The organism is Lysobacter sp. ISL-50 (assembly GCF_018612875.1).
Taxonomy (GTDB): domain Bacteria; phylum Pseudomonadota; class Gammaproteobacteria; order Xanthomonadales; family Xanthomonadaceae; genus Lysobacter.
Map to the genome: position 1 here is coordinate 19,658 of NZ_JAGGRI010000003.1, position 23,632 is coordinate 43,289.

The 23,632-nt window shown below is 69.1% G+C and carries 19 protein-coding genes; 8 read left to right on the top strand and 11 right to left on the bottom strand.

Annotation, left to right across the window (positions count from 1 at the left end):
- Positions 1–92: 92 nt before the first annotated feature.
- The 6 genes from J7J50_RS01595 (at position 93) to J7J50_RS01620 (ending at position 5,678) form a co-directional block, all read left to right on the top strand.
- Positions 93–2,570, top strand: a complete 2,478-nt coding sequence (locus J7J50_RS01595; protein ID WP_215063358.1) for a DEAD/DEAH box helicase — start codon at positions 93–95, stop codon at positions 2,568–2,570.
- Between the two features lie 274 nt (positions 2,571–2,844).
- Positions 2,845–3,483 carry a ribonuclease H-like domain-containing protein gene (locus J7J50_RS01600; RefSeq protein ID WP_251044271.1) on the top strand — a complete coding sequence of 213 codons (639 nt, stop codon included), beginning with the start codon at positions 2,845–2,847 and terminating at the stop codon, positions 3,481–3,483.
- A gap of 191 nt (positions 3,484–3,674) precedes the next feature.
- Positions 3,675–3,980 carry an I78 family peptidase inhibitor gene (locus J7J50_RS01605; RefSeq protein WP_215063355.1) on the top strand — a complete coding sequence of 102 codons (306 nt, stop codon included), beginning with the start codon at positions 3,675–3,677 and terminating at the stop codon, positions 3,978–3,980.
- Positions 3,981–4,216: 236 nt separating this feature from the next.
- A complete protein-coding gene (locus J7J50_RS01610) occupies positions 4,217–4,627 on the top strand; it encodes an I78 family peptidase inhibitor (RefSeq protein WP_215063352.1) in 411 nt (136 codons plus the stop codon).
- A 140-nt stretch (positions 4,628–4,767) separates the two neighbouring features.
- A complete protein-coding gene (locus J7J50_RS01615) occupies positions 4,768–5,244 on the top strand; it encodes a ribonuclease domain-containing protein (protein WP_215063350.1) in 477 nt (158 codons plus the stop codon).
- Positions 5,241–5,678, top strand: coding sequence for a barstar family protein (locus J7J50_RS01620; RefSeq protein ID WP_215063348.1), 438 nt, complete (start codon positions 5,241–5,243; stop codon positions 5,676–5,678). Before J7J50_RS01615 ends, J7J50_RS01620 begins: the two co-directional genes overlap by 4 nt.
- Before the next feature lie 39 nt (positions 5,679–5,717).
- On the opposite strand, the gene J7J50_RS01625 is transcribed toward J7J50_RS01620, so the two are convergent.
- From J7J50_RS01625 to J7J50_RS01635, 3 genes are all read right to left on the bottom strand, one after another.
- Positions 5,718–6,797 carry a DNA topoisomerase IB gene (locus J7J50_RS01625; protein WP_215063346.1) on the bottom strand — a complete coding sequence of 360 codons (1,080 nt, stop codon included), beginning with the start codon at positions 6,795–6,797 and terminating at the stop codon, positions 5,718–5,720.
- Positions 6,798–6,861: 64 nt separating this feature from the next.
- On the bottom strand, positions 6,862–7,092 hold the full coding sequence (locus tag J7J50_RS01630; RefSeq protein WP_215063344.1) for a hypothetical protein: 231 nt from the start codon (positions 7,090–7,092) through the stop codon (positions 6,862–6,864).
- 87 nt (positions 7,093–7,179) lie between these two features.
- Positions 7,180–8,463 (bottom strand): TCR/Tet family MFS transporter, encoded by a 1,284-nt coding sequence (locus tag J7J50_RS01635; protein WP_215063342.1) that lies wholly within the window; start codon positions 8,461–8,463, stop codon positions 7,180–7,182.
- 518 nt (positions 8,464–8,981) lie between these two features.
- On the opposite strand from J7J50_RS01635, the gene gltB reads away from it, so the two are divergent.
- Together gltB and J7J50_RS01645 are read left to right on the top strand one after the other, a co-directional pair.
- The gene (gene gltB / locus J7J50_RS01640) at positions 8,982–13,436 is read left to right on the top strand and encodes a glutamate synthase large subunit (RefSeq protein WP_215063340.1); all 4,455 of its coding nucleotides are present in this window, start codon (positions 8,982–8,984) and stop codon (positions 13,434–13,436) included.
- A 265-nt stretch (positions 13,437–13,701) separates the two neighbouring features.
- Positions 13,702–15,234 carry an FAD-dependent oxidoreductase gene (locus J7J50_RS01645; RefSeq protein WP_215063338.1) on the top strand — a complete coding sequence of 511 codons (1,533 nt, stop codon included), beginning with the start codon at positions 13,702–13,704 and terminating at the stop codon, positions 15,232–15,234.
- Positions 15,235–15,390: 156 nt separating this feature from the next.
- Here the strand turns inward: J7J50_RS01645 and folE are convergent, their stop codons facing one another.
- The 8 genes from folE to bioF form a co-directional block, all read right to left on the bottom strand.
- Positions 15,391–15,984, bottom strand: coding sequence for a GTP cyclohydrolase I FolE (gene folE / locus J7J50_RS01650; protein ID WP_215063336.1), 594 nt, complete (start codon positions 15,982–15,984; stop codon positions 15,391–15,393).
- A 234-nt stretch (positions 15,985–16,218) separates the two neighbouring features.
- Positions 16,219–16,560 (bottom strand): hypothetical protein, encoded by a 342-nt coding sequence (locus J7J50_RS01655; RefSeq protein WP_215063334.1) that lies wholly within the window; start codon positions 16,558–16,560, stop codon positions 16,219–16,221.
- Positions 16,561–16,807: 247 nt separating this feature from the next.
- The gene (locus J7J50_RS01660) at positions 16,808–18,499 is read right to left on the bottom strand and encodes a diguanylate cyclase (RefSeq protein WP_215063332.1); all 1,692 of its coding nucleotides are present in this window, start codon (positions 18,497–18,499) and stop codon (positions 16,808–16,810) included.
- A 284-nt stretch (positions 18,500–18,783) separates the two neighbouring features.
- A complete protein-coding gene (locus J7J50_RS01665; RefSeq protein ID WP_215063330.1) occupies positions 18,784–19,776 on the bottom strand; it encodes a multidrug resistance efflux transporter family protein in 993 nt (330 codons plus the stop codon).
- Positions 19,773–20,684: a malonyl-ACP O-methyltransferase BioC gene (gene bioC / locus J7J50_RS01670; protein WP_215063328.1), complete on the bottom strand. Its 912-nt coding sequence runs from the start codon at positions 20,682–20,684 to the stop codon at positions 19,773–19,775. Before bioC ends, J7J50_RS01665 begins: the two co-directional genes overlap by 4 nt.
- Positions 20,685–20,781: 97 nt before the next feature.
- Positions 20,782–21,579, bottom strand: a complete 798-nt coding sequence (gene bioH, locus J7J50_RS01675) for a pimeloyl-ACP methyl ester esterase BioH (RefSeq protein ID WP_215063326.1) — start codon at positions 21,577–21,579, stop codon at positions 20,782–20,784.
- 322 nt (positions 21,580–21,901) lie between these two features.
- Positions 21,902–22,354, bottom strand: a complete 453-nt coding sequence (locus J7J50_RS01680; RefSeq protein ID WP_215063324.1) for an ACT domain-containing protein — start codon at positions 22,352–22,354, stop codon at positions 21,902–21,904.
- The gene (gene bioF, locus J7J50_RS01685; RefSeq protein ID WP_215063322.1) at positions 22,351–23,583 is read right to left on the bottom strand and encodes an 8-amino-7-oxononanoate synthase; all 1,233 of its coding nucleotides are present in this window, start codon (positions 23,581–23,583) and stop codon (positions 22,351–22,353) included. The genes J7J50_RS01680 and bioF overlap by 4 nt, the downstream gene beginning before the upstream one ends.
- Between the last annotated feature and the right edge of the window lie 49 nt (positions 23,584–23,632).

The following is a 23,632-nucleotide window of genomic DNA, read 5'->3' on the forward strand; positions in this document are numbered from 1 at the left end:
TTCCCGATTCCCGATTCCCCGCGCCACGCCGCCGTCTCACACGCTGAGATCAGCGTCGCGTACAACGAGACTCCGCCCGCTCAAGCCGCGCCATGTCCGCCCTGATCGATCCGTCCTCGCGCGACCTCGTCCCGTCCGCCGCCAGCGCCCGCGCCCTGGCGCGCAGCGATAACGAAGAAGCCATCGACGCACGCCACGGCGGCGCCCTGGCCGAGCGCCTGCAGCGCCGCTACCGCGACCGCATCACCGGTCACTTCACCCTGCCCGGCCGCGACGGCCGCTACGCGCCGCTGCCCGACGACCTGCCCGAATCGCTGAAGGCGGCGTTGCGCGCGCGCGGCATCGAGCGGCTCTACAGCCATCAGGCCGAAGCCTGGGACGCGGCCCAGGCCGGCGAACACGTGGCCGTGGTCACCCCGACCGCCTCGGGCAAATCGCTGTGCTACATCTTGCCGGTGGTGGCCGCGGCGATGACGTCCGGGGCCAAGGCGCTGTACCTGTTTCCGACCAAGGCGCTGGCGCAGGATCAGGTCGCCGAGCTGCTGGAACTCAACCGCGCCGGCGAGTTGGGCGTCAAAGCCTTCACCTTCGACGGCGATACCCCCGGCGATGCGCGCCAGGCGATCCGCCTGCACGGCGACATCGTCGTGTCCAACCCGGACATGCTGCATCAGGCGATCCTGCCGCATCACACCAAGTGGGCGCAGTTCTTCGAGAACCTGCGCTACATCGTCATCGACGAAATCCACACCTACCGCGGCGTGTTCGGCAGCCACGTCGCCGGGGTGCTGCGGCGCCTGCGGCGCATCTGCGCGTTCTACGGGGCCCGGCCGCAATTCATCCTGTGCTCGGCGACGATCGGCAATCCCAAGGCGCACGCCGAGGCGCTGATCGAACAACCGGTGCGTGCGATCCTCGACTCCGGCGCGCCCACCGGCGACAAGCACGTGCTGCTGTGGAACCCGCCGGTGGTCAACGCCGACCTGGGCCTGCGCGCCTCGGCGCGTTCGCAGAGCAACCGCATCGCCCGCATCGCGATCAAGGCCGGCCTGAAGACGCTGGTGTTCGCGCAGACCCGCTTGATGGTCGAGGTACTCACCAAATATCTGAAAGACGTGTTCGATCACGACCCGCGCAAGCCCGCGCGCATCCGCGCCTACCGCGGCGGTTATCTGCCCAGCGAACGGCGCGAGGCCGAACGGGCGATGCGCGACGGCCGCATCGACGGCATCGTCTCGACTTCGGCGCTGGAGTTGGGCGTCGATATCGGCAGCCTGGATGTGGTGGTGCTCAACGGTTATCCCGGCTCGGTCGCCGCGACCTGGCAACGCTTCGGCCGCGCCGGCCGCCGCCAGCAGCCGTCGCTGGGGGTGATGGTCGCCAGCTCGCAGCCGCTGGACCAGTACGTGGTGCGGCATCCGGATTTCTTCGCCGACGCCTCACCCGAGCACGCGCGGATCGCGCCGGACCAGCCGCTGATCCTGTTCGATCACATCCGCTGCGCCGCCTTCGAGCTGCCATTCCAGCACGGCGAGAGCTTCGGCCCGATCGATCCGGACGTGTTCCTGCAGGCGCTGGCCGAAACCGGCGTGGTCCATCGCGAGGGCGAGCGCTGGGAGTGGATCGCCGACAGCTATCCGGCCAACGCGGTGAGCCTGCGCTCGGTCGCCGACGGCAACTTCGTCGTGGTCGATCGCAGCGGCGGGCGTCAGTCGATCATCGCCGAGGTCGATTACTCGGCCGCCGCGTTGACCTTGTACGAAGGCGCCATCCACATGATCCAGTCGGTGCCGTATCAGGTCGAGCGGCTGGACTGGGAGGGGCGCAAGGCCTACGTCACCCGCACCCATGTCGATTACTACACCGACTCGATCGACTACACCAAGCTCAAGGTGCTCGAACGCTTCGACGGCGGCCCGGCCGGGCGCGGCGACAGCCATCACGGCGAAGTGCACGTGGTGCGGCGCGTCGCCGGCTACAAGAAGATCCGTTACTACACCCACGAAAGCATCGGCTACGGGCCGGTGAATCTGCCCGATCAGGAATTGCACACGACCGCGCTGTGGTGGCAGTTGCCGCAGGGCGTGTTGCTGTCGCGGTTTGAATCCAGGCAAGAGGCGCTGGACGGTTTTCTCGGCGCCGCGCACGCGCTGCACATCGTCGCCACGGTCGCGGTGATGGCCGATGCGCGCGATCTGCAGAAGTCGGTCGGCAACGGCGACGGCGCCTGGTTCGCGACGCAAGACGCGGACGGCCGCGGCCAGCTGCGCGGCGGCGAGCACGATCCGCCGCACGGCGGCGCGCTGTCGATGCTGGAAGTGCAGCAGTTCGTGCCGACCGTGTACCTGTACGACAATTTCCCCGGCGGCGTGGGGCTCAGCGAGCCCTTGTGGTTGCGTCAGGCCGAATTGGTGACGCGCTCGCGCGAACTGATCGAACGCTGCGATTGCCGCGCCGGCTGCCCGGCCTGCGTCGGGCCGGTGCTGGCGTCGGATGAAGAGCGCGGCGCGGCGACGCCGAAGTCGCTGGCGCTGCGGGTGTTGCGCCTGCTTGAAGACGACGCGGCATGACGGTCAGTCTCGCCAAGTTGCGGGCGTTGCAGCGGCAGGCCGGGCGGGTCGAGGTTGAGGCTGCGTCGGTCGATGGAGGAAAAGCGAATCTCCCCGCCCCGACCTCGACGCCCTGCGCCGCCTGATCGCACAACGCGAACGCAAACCTGCCGCCGCGCCGTCGTCGTCGACCGCGCCCAAAGCATCGTCGCCGCTCGCCCGCCTGCCCGCCGACCGCTCGCTCCCCGGCGAGCAGATCGCCCCGGGCCTGCACCTGATCCAGGCGCACTTGCCCATGCCGGCGCCGGCCGCGGCCTTGTCGCTGGCCTTCGCCAAGCGCCCCGACGACGCGCTCGACCCGCGCCGCCTGCTGTTCTTCGACACCGAAACCACCGGCCTGGCCGGCGGCACCGGCACCCGCGCCTTCATGATCGGCGCGGCCGACTGGCATCGCGACCCGCACCACGGCGACGGCCTGCGCATCCGCCAGCTGATGATCTCGACCCTGTCCGCCGAGCCGGCGATGCTGCGCGCGTTCGCGCAATGGCTCGCGCCCGACACGGTGCTGTCGAGCTACAACGGCCGCTGCTACGACACGCCGCTGCTCAACACGCGCTATCGATTGGCGCGCATCGCCAATCCGCTGAGCGGGCTCGATCACGTCGATCTGCTGTTCCCGGCGCGGCGCATGTATCGCGGCGTGTGGGAAAACTGCCGACTGGCGACGATGGAACGCGAGCTGCTGCGGATCGTGCGCGAGGACGACCTGCCCGGCTCGCAGGCACCGGCGGCGTGGCTGCATTACCTGCGCGGCGGCTCGTCGTCGCTGCTGCGGCGCGTGGTCGCGCACAATCACCAGGACGTGGCGACACTGGCGCAGCTGATGCTCAGACTGATCCAGAGCCACGACGAACGCGCGTTGTCTTCCGCATAGCGACCACGCGCGACGCGGCCGCGACATCGCCGCCACGCCCGGCATGAACGCATCGCGCATCACGCCCGATCGCGACCATCGCCGCGTCGCATCGCCCCGCTACACTGCGCGCCCCGGCCTTCATGCGCCGCACACGCCGCCGCCCGCAGGCTCGCGGCACCGATCTGACGAGCATCGCCAGGAGCATCGCCATGTCCCCCAACGCCTTCATCCGCATCACCCTGCCCGTCGCCGCGCTGAGCCTCGTCCTGGCCGCCTGCGCCACGCCGATTCCGCCGACCAACATCAGCCCCGCCGCCTGCAACGCCGAAGCCGCGCGTTGGGCGATCGGCCGCGCGCCCGACGACGCCACGGTCGAACGCGCCCGCACCGAAACCGGCAGCCGGTCGGTGCGCGTGCTCAAGCCCGGCACCGCGGCGACGATGGATTTCCGGCCCGACCGCTTGAACATCGACGTCAACGATCGCGGCGCCATCACCGGTCTGCGCTGCGGCTAAGCGACTCGCGATCGGGCCGGCGGCAACAGCGTTCGTCGCCGGCCCGATCCGACGGCGACGGCGCCGCGCCTTGTTGCAGCGCGGCAGCGATGCGGTTCGCGCACGCGATCGCGACCGCGCCCCTGTGCGCACAGTCGCGAAACCGCGCATCGATCCGGCGCGTTAACCTGCGACACAGCCGCGGCGGCGCAGGCTCGCCGCATCGCGCCGAGCGCGCACCCGCGAAGGAAACCGCCATGCCGAACCGAAACGACGCATCGCATCCGCTGCACCGTCTGCTGCCCGTGGCCGTGCTGGCGCTCGGCTTGTCCCTGGCGCTGAGCGCCTGCGCCAGCCCGCGCCCCGCCGCCGAAATGGCCAGCTCGGCCGAGCAAGCCGCCGCCGCCGGGCAACCGGCATCCGAACCCGCCACGCCCACGCAGCCCGCGCCCATGCCCGCAGCACCGACTTGCAACGCCGAAGCGGCCAAATCCGCGATCGGCAAGACCGCCGACGCCGCCACCGTAGAACGCGCCCGCACCGCCGCCGGCGGCCACACCGTGCGCGTGCTCAAGCCCGGCCAGATGATCACGAAGGAATACATGGACGGCCGGGTCAACGTGCACGTCGATGAGAAGAACGTGATCGTCGAAGTCGGCTGCGGCTGAGGCGCAGCGCCCTCATCGTCATGTCCCGGCGCGGCAATCCGATTGCCGCGCCGCGGTTCCAACGCATCACGCGTCGCGACCGCGCCGCCAACGACGCATTGACCTAAACTGATCCGGCTTGTCGCACCCGGAGCTTTGCCATGCGCGTGTCCTCCCGTTACCTCTGGCTCGCGATAGCGGTCCTGGCGATCGGCGTGTTGTATTGGAACGGATCGGCACGCCACGGCAGCGATCGCACCACGCAGGCGTCCGGCCCCGCCGCCGAAGCCGACCTGCCCCGCGGCGAACGCGATACCCGCCCGCCCCGCGCCAATCCGGCTCACAGCTATCCCGAGTTCCTGCCGAGCCAAGCCCACGAGGTGCTGCGCCGCATCGCCGCCGGCGGCCCGTTCGACCACCGCCAGGACGGCAGCGTGTTCCAGAACCGCGAGAACCGCCTGCCGCGGCAGCCGCGCGGCTATTACCACGAGTACACGGTGGAAACGCCCGGTTCGGACGATCGCGGCGCGCGCCGCATCGTCACCGGCGGCGATCCGCCGCGCGAGTTCTACTACAGCGACGATCACTACCGCAGTTTCCGCCGCTTCGACGTGGCGAGCGGAGGAGCCGCGCGATGAGCGCCGTCGATCCGCGCGAACTGCTCGCCGATCCGGCCCAGGCCGGCGCGTACTTCATCGATGCGCGCGACGCGCGCGCCCTGGCCGATGCCGCGGCCGATCTCGACTACGCGGTGGCGCGGGTCGATTTCGCCGGCTGCGCGGGCAAGGACGAAGCCCTGCAGCGGATCGCGCGCGCGCTGCGGTTTCCGGAATGGTTCGGCGGCAACTGGGACGCGCTCAACGACAGCGTCAACGATCTGTCGTGGTGGCCGGCGCCGGGTTATCTGCTGCTGATCGAACACGCCGGCGCGTGGCAGTCGCAGTACACCGACGAAGCGACGATCCTGGTCGAAATCCTCAACGACGCCGCGCAGGACTGGGCCCGGGCGCGGGTCGCGTTCTGGGCGCTGCTGCCGTTGCCGGCGGCCGAACTGGCGAAGATGGCGCCGTAACCGCGGTTCGCCATCGCGGCGATTCGCGGCGACGCCGCATCAAATCCCGTTGCGCCGCGACTGCGCGAGAAACCGCAACGCCGCGCGCTCCCACTGCAATTCGCCGCGCGCATCCTGCGCGTAGCGGCCCAGGCGCCCTTCGCGCCAACCGGCGAACACGGCCGGATCGATGTACGCCTTGCGGCATACCGACGGCGTGTTGCGCAACGCGCGCGCGACCTCGCCGATCACTTCGTTCTGCAGCGAGGCCAACGCGCGTTCGCTCGGCGCGCCGCCGCGCGCGGGCGCCGGCAGCGGCAGATGAGCCAGCCGACGGAACGCCGCCAGCGTCCCGCCCCAGGTGCGGAAATCCTTCGCGGTGAAATCCGCGCCCATGGCCTCGTGCAGGTAGGCGTTGACCGCGCCGGAATCCACCGGCTGCACGCGGCCGTCGTCGTCGCGGTACTGGAACAGCGCCTGCCCCGGCAATTGCTGGCAGGCGCGGACCAGCCGCGTCAGCCGGGCGTTGTCGAGTTCGGCCTCCTGCGCCTGCCCGCCCTTGCCGCGGAAACGAAAACGCGCGCGGCCGCCGCGCAGGAACTCGACGTGACGGTTGCGCAGCGTGGTCAGGCCGAAGGAGCGATTGCTGCGCGCGTATTCGTCGTTGCCGATGCGCAGCAGGGTCTGCGCCATCACCGCCACCACCATCGCCAGCACCTTCTCGCGCGGAAAGCCGGGGCGCTTGAGATCGCGCCGCACCCGCCGGCGCAACGCCGGCAACGCGCGGCCGAAGGCGATCACGCGCTCGAACTTGCCTTCATCGCGGAGCGAGCGCCATTGCCGGTGATAGCGATACTGCTTGCGCCCGCGCGCATCGCGGCCGGTCGCCTGCAGGTGGCCGCGCGCGTCGGCGCAGATCCACACCTCGGTGTAGGCCGGCGGAATCGCCAGGGCGCGGATGCGTTCGAGCGTCTTGGCCGCGCGCAGCGGCTTGCCGCGCGCGTCGCGATAAGCGAAACCGCGGCCGGCGCGGCGGCGGGCGATGCCCGGCTCGCCGTCGTTGACGTAACGCAGGCCGGCCGCGCGCGCGGTGCGGCGGTTGCTCGCGGCGGGAACGTCCGGTCCGGTGCGCTCGCTCATGCCCCAGCAATACGGGCCGCGGCGTCAAGAATGCGGCAAGGAAGCGCTCGCGGACGGGCGCGATTCAGCGCCCGCCGTCGTCCTTCTTCTTGAAATCGACCGGCTCGCTCTTGGCCTCGCTGCGCACGGTCTCGAGCTTGCGCTCGCACCAGCCCGGCGGCGTCTCGCCGGGCCGCGACGGGCCGCTGGCGCATTCGGGCCGCGCATCGACGGCGGCGTTGGTGTCCCGGTATTCCACACCGCCGCAGGCGCTCAGCGCCATGGCGACCGCGATCGAAACGATGACTGCACGCATGCTCAGGCTCCTGTCTGCTTCACCGCGACGATGCCGCGCCGATCCCAACCGCACCTGTGCCATCGGTCAGGCAGGGACCGCGCCGGTTCAGACCGCCGCTTCGGCCTCGGCCTCGGCCATGACGGCGACCGGCACCGCCGCCGGCGCGCGCGCGTAGCGCCAGGCGATCAACAAGCCGGCGAACAACAGGGCCGCGGCGATGAACCACGGCGCGCCGGGCAGGTGGATCGGCGAGCTCTTGCCGATGAAGTAGCCGAAGCTGCCGGCGAAGATCGCCGGGCCCAGCACGCCGGCCAGCGAAATCAGGCTCATCAGCGAACCCTGGATGCGCCCCTGCACTTCGGGCCCGACCTGGCGCGTGACCAGCGCCTGCGTGGCCGGCGCGGCCATCGCCCACAAGGCGCTGATCGGCAGGCCGAGCAGGAAGTACAGCCCGGTGTCGGACAGCCCGTAAATAACGAAGCCGATCACGCCGCAGCTCAGGCCGATCAGCAGCGTGCGCCGTTCGCCGAACTTGGCCACCATGCGGCCGATCAGGAAGACATTGACGATGATGTTGCACACGCCCACCACCAGCAGCACCCAGCCGACTTCGCGCAGGCCCCAGTGGTACTGGTAGTCGGCGAACAACACGAAGATGCTCGGATACACGTAGTGCGCCATGTTGGCGATGAACACCACCGCGGCCAGGCCGAACACCTGCGGGTAGCGCTTGAGCAGCACCAGCGCGCCGAACGGATTGGCGTGGGCCCAGTCGAAGCGCGGGCTGCGCCGCTGCGGCGGCAACGATTCGGGCAGCACGAACAGGCCGTAGAGGAAGTTCAGCAGCGCCAGGCCGGCGGAGAACCAGAACGGCAGGCGCAGGTCGATCTCGCCCAGGTAGGCGCCGATCACCGGCCCGACCACGAAGCCCAGGCCGAATGCAGCGCCGATCATGCCGAAGCTCTTGGCGCGCTGTTCCGGCGGGGTGATGTCGGCGATGTAGGCGTTGGCGGTGGTGAAGCTGGCCGCGGTGATGCCGGAGACGATCCGCCCGATCAGCAGCAGCGGCAGGGTGTCGGCCACCGCCATCAACACGAAGTCCAGGCCCAGCCCCAGGCACGACAGCAGGATCACCGGGCGCCGCCCGAAGCGGTCCGACAGGCTGCCCTGGATCGGCGAGAACACGAACTGCACCAGCGCGAACACCGTGCCGAACAGGCCGACCCACCACGCCGCCACGGCGGTGTCGCCGTTGACGAAGTTTTCGATCAGATGCGGCAGCACCGGAATGATCAGGCCGAACGACAGCACGTCGATCAGGACGGTGATGAAGATGAAAACGAGCGCAGCACGACGCGCGCCCGAGGCGGGAGCGGAAGCAGAGGTCATGAAAGTAGGCGGCCGGCCTGGATGATCCGATCGGCGCAGTCTAGCGCGCGAGCCCGCGGCCGCCATGGACGATTGTCACGCGGCGATGGTTTCCGACGTTACCAATTGCCCCGCGAAGCATATATTTTTCCTGTCGGATCATCTGCTTACGAAATCGCCTGTGAGCGCGCGCGCTCACAAAGCCGTGCCGGCGCAAGCGCCGTAATTCCCGTGCCCCCGGGTGAATTGCCGCATCGCACAATTTGTGCTTTAGTCGGAACACGCTCGGTTATTACACCGCCGGTGCAGGAGAAATCCCGCGCCAGTGGCGGACTCGCCTTGCGCGACGGCAAAACGACACAGCGATATCGCGACCACGACTCGCGTTGGAGAGCATTACGTCGAAGCCGATCTCCACGGCCGCCGCATCAGAGATGCGCGCCCGCGGAACCAGTGAGAGAGGCGCGACACAGGCACGGCCACAACGCGAAGGCGGTAGCGAGCTAGCGATCCACGGAACACTCACGTCCGGAGATGCGATGCAAGCCACGCAACAAAGTTTGTACGACCCCCGCGACGAGCGGGACAGCTGCGGTTTCGGACTGATCGCGCAACTCGACGATCGCCCTAGCCGAGCCCTGGTCGATCGCGCCCTGGAGGCGCTCTCGCGCATGACCCACCGCGGCGGCGTCGCCGCCGACGGCCTCAGCGGCGACGGCTGCGGTCTGCTGATCCGCCATCCCGACGCGTTTTTGCGCCTGATCGCGCGCGAAGCCAACATCCGCCCGGGCCCGCATTTCGCCGCCGGCCTGGTGTTCCTGCCGCACGACGCCAGCCAGGCCGGCGTCGCCCGCGACACGCTCAACGAAACCCTGCGCAGCGAAGGCATGCGCGTGACCGGTTGGCGCGTGGTGCCGGTGAACCTGGACGCCTGCGGCGATCTGGCGCGCAAGACCATGCCGCGCATCGAGCAGATTTTCGTCGATGCCGCCGCGCCGTTCGACCCGGCCGGCTTCCAGCGCTCCTTGTTCCTGGCGCGCCGCCGCGCCGAACAGCGCCTGCGCGCGATCAAGGACTTCTATGTGGTCAGCCTGTCCTCGGCCAGCATCGGCTACAAGGGCATGGTGCTGCCGGACCGGCTGATGCAGCTGTATCCGGACCTGCAGCGCGCCGAGCTGGCCGCCAGCGCGGTGGTGTTCCACCAGCGCTTCTCCACCAACACCACGCCGCGCTGGCCGCTGGCGCAGCCGTTCCGCCTGCTCGCGCACAACGGCGAGATCAACACCATCGCCGGCAACCGCGCCTGGGCGCAGGCGCGCGCCTACACCTGGCGCACGCCGAGCCTGGACCTGCGCGAGTTCGATCAGGTCGTCAGCACCGACGGCTCGGATTCGCAGAGCCTGGACAACATGCTCGAAGTGCTGCAGGCCGGCGGCATGGACCTGCTCAAGGCGATGCGCATCCTGATTCCGCCGGCGACCCAGTCGCTGGAATACAAGGACGCCGATCTGGCCGCGTTCTACGAGTACTACGCGCTCAACACCGAGCCGTGGGACGGCCCGGCCGGCATCGTCACCTGCGACGGCCGCTACGCCGCCTGCACGCTCGACCGCAACGGCCTGCGCCCGGCGCGCTGGCTGCGCTCGCGCGATCGCCATTTCCTGATCGCTTCCGAGGCCGGGGTGTGGGAGCTGCCGGTGGAGGAGATCGAAGCCAAGGGCAAGCTCGGCCCGGGCGAGATGATCGCCGCCGACCTGTACCAGGGCGAGCTGCTCGATTCGGAAGCCATCGACCGCATCAACCGCGCGCGCGCGCCGTACAAGCGCTGGCTCAAGCAGGGCATGACCTACCTGCACAGCGAGCTGATCGATCCCAACCTCGCCGCCGAGCCGTTCGATCACGAAACCCTGGCCGGTTTCCAGAAGCTGTTCCAGCTGACCCGCGAAGAACGCGAGCAGGTGCTGCGCCCGCTGGCCGAGATCGAACAGGAAGCCACCGGCTCGATGGGCGACGACGTGCCGATGGCGGTGCTGTCGCAACAGGTGCGGCCGCTGTACGACCACTTCCGCCAGGCCTTCGCCCAGGTCACCAATCCGCCGATGGACCCGTTGCGCGAGGATTGCGTGATGTCGCTGGCGACCCAGATCGGGCGCGAGGGCAACGTCTTCGTCGATGGCCCGGGCAATGTCGGCCACATCCATCTGAACTCGCCGGTGCTCGCCCAGCGCAAGCTGCGCCAGTTGCTGTCGATGGCGCCTTACGATCAGTCGCACCACTACATCGACCTGAACTACACCGCCGAGGAAGGTCTCAAGGCCGCGCTGTTGCGGCTGTGCGCGCAAGCCGAGCAGGCCACGCGCGACGGCAACGTGCTGCTGATCGTCACCGACCGGCGTCCGCGCCGCGACGCGCTGATGATGCACGCGCTGCTCGCCACCGGCGCGATCCACCAGCACCTGACCCGGGTCGGCCTGCGCTGCGAGGCCAATCTGATCATCGAGACCGGCACCGCGCGCGATCCGCATCATTTCGCCTGCCTGATCGGCTTCGGCGCGACCGCGGTGTATCCGTACCTGGCCTACCAGACCCTGCACGACCTAGGCGCGCGCGGCATCCTGCGCACCAAGCACGGCGAGGTCGCGCAGATCGGCCGCAGCTACCGCCGCGCGATCAAGAAGGGCCTGCTGAAGATCATCTCGAAGATGGGCATCGCCACCATCGGCAGTTATCGCGGCGCGCAGTTGTTCGAGATCATCGGCCTGGACAAGGAAGTCGTCGATATGTGCTTCACCGGCGCGCCTTCGCGCATCGCCGGCGCCGGTTTCGAGCTGTTGCAGGAAGACAACCAGACCCTGGCCGACATCGGTTGGGATGCCAATCGCCTGCCCGAGATCGGCGGCCTGCTCAAGTACACGCCGGGCGGCGAATATCACCTGTTCAATCCCGACGTGGTCACGCGCCTGCAGCGCGCGGTCGGCAGCGGCGAGTGGAGCGACTGGCAGCACTACGCCGAGGCGGTCAACGAACGCCCGACCGCGGCGCTGCGAGATCTGCTGGAGCTCAACGCCGATCCGGCCAAGGCGATTGCGATCGAGGAGGTCGAACCGGTCGCCGACATCGTGCGCCGCTTCGATTCGGCGGCGATGAGCCTGGGCGCGTTGTCGCCGGAAGCGCACGAAGCGCTGGCGATCGCGATGAACCGTCTGGGCGGGCGCTCCAATTCGGGCGAAGGCGGCGAAGACCCGGCGCGTTATCGCAGCGACAAGGTCTCGAAGATCAAGCAGATCGCCTCGGGCCGTTTCGGCGTGACACCGGAGTATCTGGTCAACGCCGAAGTGCTGCAGATCAAGATCGCCCAGGGCGCCAAGCCCGGCGAAGGCGGCCAGCTGCCCGGCCATAAGGTCAACGAACTGATCGCGCGCCTGCGCTACGCGATGCCCGGCATCGGCCTGATTTCGCCGCCGCCGCATCACGACATCTATTCGATCGAAGACCTCGCGCAGTTGATCCACGACCTGCGCCAGGTCAATCCGCAGGCGCTGATCTCGGTCAAGCTGGTGTCGCACGCGGGCGTGGGCACCATCGCCACTGGCGTGGCGAAAGCCGGCGCCGACCTGGTGACGGTGTCGGGCCACGACGGCGGCACCGGCGCCAGTCCGCTGTCGTCGATCCGCTACGCCGGCACGCCGTGGGAACTGGGCCTGGCCGAAGCGCGTCAGGCGCTGATCGCCAACGATCTGCGCGAGCGGGTGATTCTTCAAACCGATGGCGGCCTGAAGAGCGGGCTGGACGTGATCAAGGCCGCGCTGCTGGGCGCGGAGAGCTTCGGCTTCGGCACCGCGCCGATGATCGCGCTGGGCTGCAAGTACCTGCGCATCTGCCACCTCAACAATTGCGCCACCGGCGTCGCCACCCAGGACGCCGGCCTGCGCCGCGATCATTTCACCGGCCTGCCCGAGCGCGTGGAGAACTTCTTCCGCCTGCTGGCCGAGGAAGTGCGGCATTGGCTGGCCTCGCTGGGCGTGCGCACGCTCGGCGAACTGGTCGGCCGCACCGATCTGCTCAAGCAAAGCGAAGGCGACAGCGCGCGCCAGCAATGCCTGGACCTGTCGCCGCTGCTGGCCGGATCGGGTCTGGCCCACGGCGGCCATTGCGGCATGCCGGCGCCGGCGGCGGAACCCGACGGCCTGTCGGCGCAGTTGGAAGCCGAACTGGCCGAGGTGATCGCGAACAAGGCCGGCGGCGATTTCAGCTACAAGATCCGCAACACCGACCGCAGCATCGGCGCGCGCCTGTCCGGGCGCATCGCCCGCGCCCACGGCGATCGCGGCATGAACGATGCGCCGATCACCCTGCGCTTCAACGGCACCGCCGGGCAGAGCTTCGGCGCATTCCAGGCCGGCGGCCTGCATTTCGAGCTGTCGGGCGAAGCCAACGACTACGTCGGCAAGGGCATGGCGGGCGGCCGCATCGTGCTGCGTCCGCCGGCGGGCGCGCGTTATGTCGCCAATGAGACACCGATTCTCGGCAACACCTGTCTGTACGGCGCCACCGGCGGCGAGCTGTACGCCGCCGGCCGCGCCGGCGAGCGTTTCGGCGTGCGCAATTCCGGCGCGACCGCGGTGGTGGAAGGCGCCGGCGATCACTGCTGCGAATACATGACCGGCGGCGTGGTCGCGGTGCTGGGCCGCACCGGGTTGAACTTCGGCGCGGGGTTTACCGGCGGCATGGCGTATGTGCTCGATACCGAGCGCGATTTCGTCGATCGCTACAACCATGAGCTGATCGACATCCTGCGCATTTCCGCCGACGGCTTCGAGCATCACCGCTCGCACCTGCACGACCTGCTGGAAACGCATGTGGCATTGACCGGCAGCGTGTGGGCGCGGCGGATTCTGGATGAGATGCGCGACTACCTGGGCAAGTTCTGGCTGGTGAAGCCGAAGGCGGCGAGCCTGGAGTCGCTGGCCGAGACGTTGAGGAGTGCGGCGTGATGGGGGGCTGGTTTGCGGCAACGGCAACGGCGAATCCCCCCTGCCCCCCTTTTTCAAAGGGGGGAACGGCAACGGCTGATTGGGCGACGGTGACGACGATGATTGGAATTTCGCGGTTCGAGCATTCAAGCAAGCATCTGCCCGCCCCGACGGTAAAACCGACCGGGTTCCCCCCTTTGAAAAAGGGGGGCCAGGGGGGATTCGCTTTGGCTGTCGCTCCTGACGCCACCAACCGCCATCGACAACGCCAACCGGGCCCGCAGCAATGAGCAAGAAGCCAGTCTTCCAATTCCGCGACGCCCCGCGCGAGATGCCCTCGCGCATCCCCCTGCAACTGCGCCTCAACGGCGACTGGGGCGAACTCTACGGCCGCTTCGCCGAGGTCGAAGCCAAGAAGCAGGCCGGCCGCTGCCTGGACTGCGGCAACCCGTACTGCGGCTGGGCCTGCCCGCTGCACAACTACATCCCGCAATGGCTGGAACTGGCGCGCGAAGGCCGCCTGCACGAAGCCGCGGCGCTGTGCCACGAAACCAATCCGCTGCCCGAAGTCTGCGGCCGCGTGTGCCCGCAGGACCGTCTGTGCGAAGGCAGTTGCACGCTCAACGACGGCTTCGGCGCGGTCACCATCGGCGCGGTCGAGAAATACATCGTCGATAACGCGCTCGCCGACGGCTGGCGCCCGGACCTGTCCACGGTCAAGGCCAGCGGCCACCGCGTCGCCGTGGTCGGCGCCGGGCCCGCGGGCCTGTCGTGCGCGGATCGGCTGGCGCGCGCCGGCATCCAGGCGGTGGTGTTCGATCGCTACGAAGCCATCGGCGGCCTGCTGCATTTCGGCATTCCGAGCTTCAAGCTCGAAAAATCGGTGATGGTTCAACGCCGCGACGTGCTCGAAGGCATGGGCGTGCAGTTCCGCCTCGGCGTCGAGATCGGCCGCGACATCAGCCTGGATGCATTGATCGAGGAATTCGACGCGGTGTTCCTGGGCCTGGGCTCGTACCGCTACACCGACGGCGGCCTGCCCGGCCAGGACCTGCGCAACGTGCTGCCGGCGCTGCCGTTCCTGGTGCAGAACGGCCGCGTCGTGCATGGCGACGGCGAGACCCTGCGCTCGGCGCCGATCGCCGGCTGGGAAGATCAACTGGAACTGCCGGACCTGCGCGGCAAGCGCGTGATCGTGCTCGGCGGCGGCGATACCGGCATGGACTGCGTGCGCAGCGCCGTGCGCATGGGCGCGGCGCAGGTGCGCTGCGTGTACCGCCGCGACGAGGCCAACATGCCCGGTTCGGCGCGCGAAGTCGCCAACGCGCGCGAGGAAGGCGTGGAGTTCCTGTTCAACCGCCAGCCGCTGGAGTTGCTCGGCGACGGCACCACCGTCAGCGCGGTGCGCGTGGCCGAAACCCGCCTGGGTCCGCCGGATGCGCGCGGCCGCCAGCGCGCGGAAATCGTCGAAGGCAGCGAATCGGTGCTGGACGCCGACGTGGTCATCATCGCCTTCGGCTTCCAGCCCGACCCGCCGGCGTGGCTGGCGCAGCAGGGCATCGAGCTGGCCGACAACGGCCGCATCAAGGTGCTGGCCACCTCCGGCAGCTGCGCGACCAAGCGCAAGACGACGACGGGCTTGCCGTACCAGACCACGAATCCGAAGGTGTTCGCCGGCGGCGACGCGGTGCGCGGCGCGGACCTGGTGGTGACCGCGGCGTTCGAAGGGCGCGAGGCGGCGGCGGGAATCGTATCGCTGCTCAGCGAGCGCGCGCCGGTGGCGGTGCGCAGCGATTCGAAGCAGGCGAAGTTCGGCTAGCGTCGTTCCCTTCTCCCGCTTGCGGGAGAAGGTGCCCGGAGGGCGGATGAGGGCATGCGCGATCTGGTTTGCGACGCAAGTTGCCACGTCGCGTGCCCTCACCCCAACCCTCTCCCGCAAGCGGGAGAGGGAGAGGAGCAGATCACAGAAGCAGAATCAGCGCCCCGGACCCACATCGATGAACCGCAGGAACTCCGCGCGCGTGCGCGCATCGTCGCGGAACATGCCGAGCATCTTCGAGGTGATCATGCTCACGCCGCGCTTGTGCACGCCGCGGGTGGTCATGCACTCGTGCGCGCCCTCGATCACCACGCCCACGCCGAGCGGCTGCAGCACGTCCTGGATCGATTGCGCGATCTGCGCGGTCATCTTTTCCTGCACCTGGAAGCGCCGCGCATAGGTCTCGACCACGCGCGCCAGCTTGCTGATGCCCACGACCTTGCCGCTGGGCAGATAGCCGACGTGGGCCTTGCCGATGATCGGCGCCATGTGGTGCTCGCAGTGGCTTTCGAACTCGATGTCGCGCAACACGATCATCTCGTCGTAGCCGGCGACTTCCTCGAAGGTGCGCGCCAGGTACTCGCGCGGATCGTCGTCGTAGCCGCTGAACCAGTCGCCGTAGGCCTCGACCACGCGCTTGGGCGTGTCCAGCAGACCTTCGCGGGCGGGATCTTCGCCGGCCCAGGCCAGCAGAGTGCGGACCGCGGCTTCGGCTTGATCGCGGCTGGGCTTGTCGGGGGTGTCGGCCATGAGTCGGCCTCGTTCGGTGGGAGGGGAATGCTATCAAGCCGGGATTCGGGATTGGGGATTGGTTGGACGGGAATCGGGAATCGGGAATCGTAGAAAAGCCGCCAGGCCTCCCAGCTTTAGGCTTTTACGATTCCCGATTCCCGATTCCCGGCAAAAAAAAGGTCGCCCAAAGCAGGCGACCAGTTGACTCCCCGGGGGAGAGAGACCTAGGGAGCAGAGCCGGTGCGCGGGTTGTCAGCGCTCCGGCCGGTCGAGCGCGTGGGGCAGATTGCGCTCGATGTGGTGCCAACCGTCGCGCACGGCGTCGCGCGCTTCGGCCCAGTGCAGTCGCGACGAGGCCCGGCAATGGGTCCAGTCGCGCGCGAGTTCGTCCTCGACCTCCTCGAAGCGGCGTCCGCCGCAATGCAGATAGCTGTCGTAACCGTAGCGATAGGCCGGCTCGTAATCGGGCCATTCGCGACCGGCGCTGTAATACGCGGCGAAACGGAATTCACGGTGAAAGTGTTCGCGGTACTCCCCAGGGTCGATTGCCTGCGCGACGGCGGCGCCGACCTGGGTTTCGTCGTGTTTGCTCATGGCTTGCATCGACTTGCCTTAAACGCCAAACGCGTCCATGAGCCCACGCTAGGCCCTGGCGGATGCAATGCAGGTGAAGACGCGGCGTGACGGCGGCGATGTTCAGCTAAAGTTCGCGTCGCGCTCAGCAGCGTTAGCGCCGCGTGAGGATTTCGATCCGCCACAGGCTGGGCGAAGGCCGATACGCGGCATCGGCCGAGTGTTCAGGCGATGCTCGGACGAGCGCCGATACCGAGGCCGCGGGCGCTTACTCGGCCTGCAGCACCACCGCGATATCGCGGCTGCCGCTCTGCGCCACGCTGACCGCGTTGCGGCCGGCGGCGGTGGCGTTGCGCAGGGCGAAGCGCACGCGTTCGAACAATGCCGCCACCTGCTCGCCGCGTTGCGACATGGCCAGGCCGATGCTCACGCTGATGGTGATTTCGTGGCCGTCGATGCGGAACGGACGCTGGGCGAAGGTCTCGCCGATGCGCCGCGCCAGCAGCTCGCATTCGCCGCGCTCGCATTCGCTGACGATGCCGAAGCAATCGCCCTCCATGCGCGCGATGGTGTCGTCCGGGCTCAGCACCCCGCGCATGCGCGACAGGGCCTGCTGCAGCAGCGCATCGCCGACCGCGCGGCCGTAGCGCGCGTTGACCTCGCCGAAACCGTCCAGATCCACCAGCAGCAGGCCGTAGGTGTTGACGTTGAGGCTGCCCGGCGAGGACCAGGCTTCCAGCATCTGCTCCAGCACCTGGGCGTTGAGCGCGCCGGTGAGCGGATCGCGTTCGACCGACTGCCGCGCCAGCAGCACGATGCGATGGCGGTTGGCGGCGTGCTGGCTCAGGGCCAGCGCCAGCACCGCCGATTCCAGCACCGCGGTCAGGGCCAGGCCGCGTTCGGCCCATTCGGCGTCCTGCAGGCCCAGGATGTTCGCCGCCAGCGCGGCGGCCAGCACCAGCATCGGCGTCCAGCCCAGCAGGTAATAGCCGGCGTAGGGCGCGCCCTTGCGCCAGGCCACCACCGCGATCACCAGCATCAGCGGCACGCCCAGCAGCAACAGCGCGTTGCCGCCGATGTACCACCAGCCGTAGACGTGTTCGCGCAGCAGCACCAGGACCAACAGCCAGAACATGTTCGCCCACTGGATGCTGCGCAGCACCCAGGTGGTGCGCGGCATCAATCGCGGCAGGTCGAGGAAGCGCAGGCTGAAGCCGATCTGGAAGATCGTCGCCAGGGTCGCCAGCGCCCACCCCACCGCCGGTTCGCTGGCCATGCCGGCCAGCCCCCACATTTCCGAGGCATCGCCCGATCGCAGCAGCAGGTAGGTGGCCATGCACGCCAGATAGGCGCCGTAGCCCAGGTAGACGAAGTCGCGGAACGCCACCCACACGCCGACCATCGCCACCGCCATCAGCATCATCGCGGTGAAGGCGGCGGCCATGAAACGCGCGTCGCCGCGCTCCTGCCGGGCCAGTTCGGGAATGCTCGCGAACGACAGGCGGATTTCGCTCATCGCCGCGCGGCCCTTGATGCGCACATAGGCCACGGTCGAAGTCGGCCAGCCGTTGGGCAGCGACAGCACCCAGCCGCGCCGCATCAGCGGCACGCCGCCGCGTTCGGCGTCCTGGATTTCGCGCAGATGCGCCGCGCCCGGCGGGTAGTACAGCAGCGGCCCCATCGCGCGCGAGCCGCGCACCACCAGCATCAGGCCGTCGCCGGGCTTGATCGAGCGCTGGCTGGTCAGGCGCAGCCAGTAACCCTCCGAGCGGCGCGGCAGGCTGAAGCGGATGACGTCGTCGGGACGCTCGGCGGTCAGGCTGCGCATCACCGGCGCGCCCACCGGCGGCGTCTGCAGGTCGGTGTCGGTCATCAACACCTCGACCTTCAGCGATTGCGCCGCGGCCGGCGCGCACAGGCAGGCCAACGCGACCATCAGCGCCCACAGGGCCTTGCGCATACCCAGGTCCGCCCCCGCGAGAATGAGCGTTGAAGTCTAGCCGGAGTCGGCGCGGGCGGGATGGCCGATCGAGGCGCAATCGGGCGTCCTCACAAACCCAACGCCCCCACCTACCGGCTTCCCCCCTTTGAAAAAGGGGGGTTAGGGGGGATTTGCTCTTCAAGTTCAGATGGGCGCGAGGACTGCTTTCAGAGCAAAGGCAAATCCCCCCTACCCCCCTTTTTCAAAGGGGGGGAAGCGCCGTTTCTATTTAACTTTCATCGGGGAGAACTCGTCGTTTCGATTCAACCGCCGCGATCGCTGCGCAATTCCTTCACCCGGCGATCGTTGCCCGCCGCCGCGCGCGCGGCGACCACGCTGAATGCGACGATCCCGAGCATGACCACGCAGGCGCCGGCCAGCGCGCGGCCCTGCGGCCAGGCTTCGCCGAGCCACAGCGCGCCGATCACGGTGGCGAACAGGATTTCCGCCGCCTGCATGGCCTCGGCCGCGGCCAGCGCGGTCGGATCGTTGCGGACCATGCCGGTGGCCTGGAAGAACAGCACCGTCGCGATCACCCCGGCGCCCAGCGCCACGCCCGCGGCCAGGACCACCTGTCCGGCCGGCGGCGGGCCCGCTTCGATCCCGGCATACAACGCCACCGCCCACCACAACGGCTGGCTCGCCAGGGTCATGCCGAACACGCGCTGGGTGGCGTTGAGTTCGGTCCCGGTCTTTTCCAGATGCAGCAGCAGGCCACGATTGCCCAGCGGATAAGCGACCGCGCCGATCGCCACGCAGACCAGCGCGATCCAGCCGGCGCGATCCAGCCGCCCGCCGCCGTGGCCGAGTTGCAGCAACAGCACGCCGGCCACGATCACCGCGCCGGTCGCCAGCGCCGGCAGCGGAATCCGCGCGCGCGCGTCGCGATACAAAAACGGCGCGCACAGCATTCCGGCGATCACGGTCAGCTGGAAGGTGCCGGCCACCAGCCACGACGGCCCGCTGGAGGCGGCGTAGCTCAGGCACAGGTAGAACAGCACGAAGCCGATCCCGCTCCACAGCAGCCACGGCCCGGGATGAGTGCGGATCGCCCGCCACACCGGCCGCACGCCGCCCAGCAGCGGCATCGCCACCAGCAGCATCGGCAGGGTGAACAGATAACGCAGCGCCGCGGTCCAGGCCCAATGCCCGCCGGCGTTGGCGGCGGCGCGGTTGAGCACGTAGGTGCAGGTGAAGAACAGCGCCGAAGCCAGTGCGATCGACACCGCCCACAAGGCCTGGCGGCTGGCGCTCATGGACGCTGCCGGACGCGGATGCTCGACGCCGGCACCTGCACTTCGTCGATGCCGCCGACCCGGATCGGCGTGCCCGGCTCCGGGCCCCAAGCGTGGGCGTAGATGACTTCCCAGGTCGCTGGCAGCTGGCCGCGCGCATCGCGCAGCGGCTCGTAGGCCTGCGCGGCGCGGGCGAAGCGCGCGCGCCCGGTCAGGCTGCGCCGGCGCGTGACCATCGCGTTGGTCGCGCCGAGCGTGCGCAGTTCGCGCATCAGATGGCCCAGGTCGGGATGACCGAGGGTGAATTCGTCGCGATCGAGCACCGGATTCTTGAATCCGGACGCGATCAGGGCATCGCCGAACTGGGCGATCGACGGAAACAGGCTCACGTGCGGCGCCGCGTCGGCTTCGGCGAAGGCGCCGCGCAGCTCGAACAAGGTGTCCGGGCCGAAGGTCGACACCAGCAGCAGCCCGCCGGGCTTGAGCACGCGGCGGAAACCGGCGAACACCGCCGGCAGGTCTTCCACCCATTGCAGGCACAGGTTCGAGAACAGCACATCGACGCTGCTGTCGCGCAGCGGCAGCGCGCGCGCGTCGGCGCAGACCGCATCGGGCCGGCGCGCGCCGCCGAGCAGGCGCGGGCGCCAGCCGCCGTCGCCGAAATGCGTGCGCGCCTCGCGCAGCATCGGCACGGCCAGATCCAGCGCGATCACCTGCGCGCGCGGCCAGCGCTTCTGCATCGCCGCGCTCAGATGGCCGGGGCCGCAGCCGACATCGACCACGACTTCGGGCGCGCGATCGTCGAGGTAATCCAGGGTTTCCGACAAGCGCGCGCCGACTTCGCGCTGCAACGCGGCGGCATCGTCGTAGCCGTGCGCGGCGCGCGAGAACGAGCGGCGAACCTGGCGGTGGTCGAACAGATCGGTCATGGACTTCGGGCTTGCCTGTTGCTGTGCGGGAGGTTCATGCGCGCCGGGTGCGCGCGCGGGACGGATTCGAATGCATCGGCGTCATCGCCGCATGGCATCAGGCCGCGGCCGACTGGGCTTCCGCCTCATCGACGAAGGCCTCGATGGTCTGCGCGACTTCGTCGGTCGCGCCGAGAAACGGCGCGTGGCCGGCCTGGGCGATCACCACGCTGCGGCCGCGCGGCGCCAGCGCGGCGGCGGCCGGCATCGCGGCGGACGGCACCAGGCGGTCGCGGCGTCCGGAAATCCACAGGCTGGGCACTTGCAGGCCGGGCAGTTCCTCGCGCACGTCGAATTCATCCAGCAAGCTCAGGCCTTCGTGCAGCGCGCGCGCGGCCGGTTCGCCGCGCTCGAAGGCTTGTTGCTTGAGATGGCGCAGTTCGTCCTGCGCGCTGGGCGAGCCCAGCGCTTCCAGGGCCAGAAAGCCTTCCAGGGTGCCGCGAAAATCGCGCTGCAAGGCCTCGCCGAAATTACGGAACAGATCCGGCGACACGCCGTGCGGCCAGTCCGGCCCGACCACGAAGCGCGGCGAGGATGCGATCAGGATCAGGCCGCGTACCTTGCGCGGATGATCCAGTCCGGCGCGCAGCGCGACCTGGCCGCCGAGCGACCAACCCAGCCAGTAGGCATCGGGGATGCGCTCGACCAGTTCCGCCGCGAGCGCCTTGGGATCGAGCGCGGTGGCGTCCTCGCGCGCGTAGCCGTGGCCCGGCAGATCGATCAGGTGCACGGTGTAGTGCGCGGCCAGGCGTTCGACCAGCGACGCGAACAGGCCGCCGTGCATGGCCCAGCCGTGGATCAGGGCGATGGCCGGGCGTCCGCTGTCGGGGGAAGCGCCGATGGTTTGGATGTACATGGGGGAAGGAGGTCCGTACTGCGTGCGTTGGTGCTGAGCTGGTTGGTGCGTGTTTGCGCGTGTTTGCGAAGTGGCGATGGCTGTGTCGGCTCTGCCGACCTCGCGCTTATGTTCTTAGCCGTTTTTTTTGCCGTTGTTTTTTTGCCGTCATTCCCGCGAACGCGGGAATCCAGCGACTTTGACGGTACTCGCACGAAAGTCGCTGGATTCCCGAGCTCGCAGGAATGACGGTAGGAAGGTGGCTTGGCGGACGAAGTTCATCGGCTCCGGCACGCAACGTAATTCCGGCGCGAATCACGACTTAGTCCTGAACCCTGCCGCCTCACACCCCCGCCTCACCGCGCAAGGAATGCAACGCCGCCACCGCCTCGTCGCAGCGATCCGCCGGCACCAGCAGATGATCGTGATAGAACCCGGCCAACACATTGCACGGAATACCGCGCCGGGTCAGCGCGCGCGAGAACGCCGCGGTCAGACCCACCGCTTCCAGCGCCGAATGCACGCGCAAGGTCAGCCACGCGGCGACGAAGTCGTACTTCAATCCGTGTGCGTCGGCATCGGCGCGGCGCAGCACGCAGGTCAGGCCTTCGTTCTCGGTCACCGTCGCCAGGGCGAGCTCGCGCAAGGGCGAGCGAGCGTCGGACGTGCTGGCGTAGACGTACTCGCCTTCGCGCACATCGACCTGCAGGCCGGCCAGCATCTGCGCCAGATCGGTTTGCGCGATCGATCCAGCCGCCGCGCCCGCGTCCGACGTCGAAGACGGCCCGGCGCTCATCGCGCCGCGGTGGCCGGCGCGGCCGCGCCGCTATCGCTGCGTTCGATCGCCACGCGTTCGGCCGCGCGCGCCAGCGCTTCGATCAGGCCATCGACCTGTTCGCGCGTGTGCAGCGCCGAGAAGGTCACGCGCAGACGCGCGCGGCCTTCGGGCACGGTCGGCGGGCGGATCGCGGCGACCCAGTACCCCTGCTGCTCCAAGGCCTGCGCCATCGCCAGCGCCCGGCGATCGTCGCCGCACATCACCGGCTGGATCGGCGTGCCCGAATGCAACAGTTCCAGACCGAGCTTGCCCGCGCGTTCACGGAAATGCGCGGTCAGCTCGGCGAGTTTTTCGCGCCGCCAATGATCGCTGCGGGCGAGCTTGATCGCCGCGCGCGTCGCCGCGGCCTGCGCCGGCGGCAACGCCGTGGTGTACAGATGGCTGCGCGCGGTTTCGGCCAGATGGCCGATCAAGTCGGCATCGCCGTGCAAGGCCGCGCCGTAGCTGCCCAGCGCCTTGCCGAACGTCGCCAGCTGCAACGGCACTTCCTGCACCGACAGACGCGCCGCGGCGACCGTGCCGCGCCCGTCCGGGCCGATGACGCCGACGCCGTGCGCGTCGTCCACGTACAGCACCGCTTTCTGCGCGCGCGCCACCAGGGCCAGATCGCGCAGCGGCGCGATGTCGCCGTCCATGCTGAAGACGCCGTCGGTGGCGAGCATCGCCATGCCTTCTGGCACGTTGCGCAATTGCCGGATCGCGCCTTCCGGATCGGCGTGCGGATAACGGCGCAGGCGGCAGCCGGCCAGACGCGCGGCGTCGATCAGGCTGGCGTGATTGAGACGGTCCTGCACGCAGACATCGTCTTCTTCCAGCAGGCCCTGCACCGCGGCGATATTGGCCAGGAAGCCGCTGCCGAACAGCAGCGCGCGCGGCGAGCCCAGCCAGTCGGCGAGTTCGCGCTCGAGCGCTTCATGCTGGGCGTGGTGGCCGCAGACCAGATGCGAGGCCAGTCCCCCGGTCCCTTCGCGCGAGGCCGCATCCTGGAAGGCGTTGGTCACGGCGAAATGCTGCGACAGTCCCAGGTAGTCGTTACCGCAGAAATTGACCAGCGACCGGCCTTCGACCTCGCAGCGCGCGCCGTCGCGATGGGTGACCACGCGGTGGGTGCGGCTGCGCGCGTTCGCCACGCGCTGGGCCTGGGCTGTTTGAATCCGTTCGCGCCAAAGGGTTCGCTGGCTGCTCATCGCGGAAGCTCCGCCGCTTCAGGCGGCGCAGGTGTGGGCGGACTGTTCG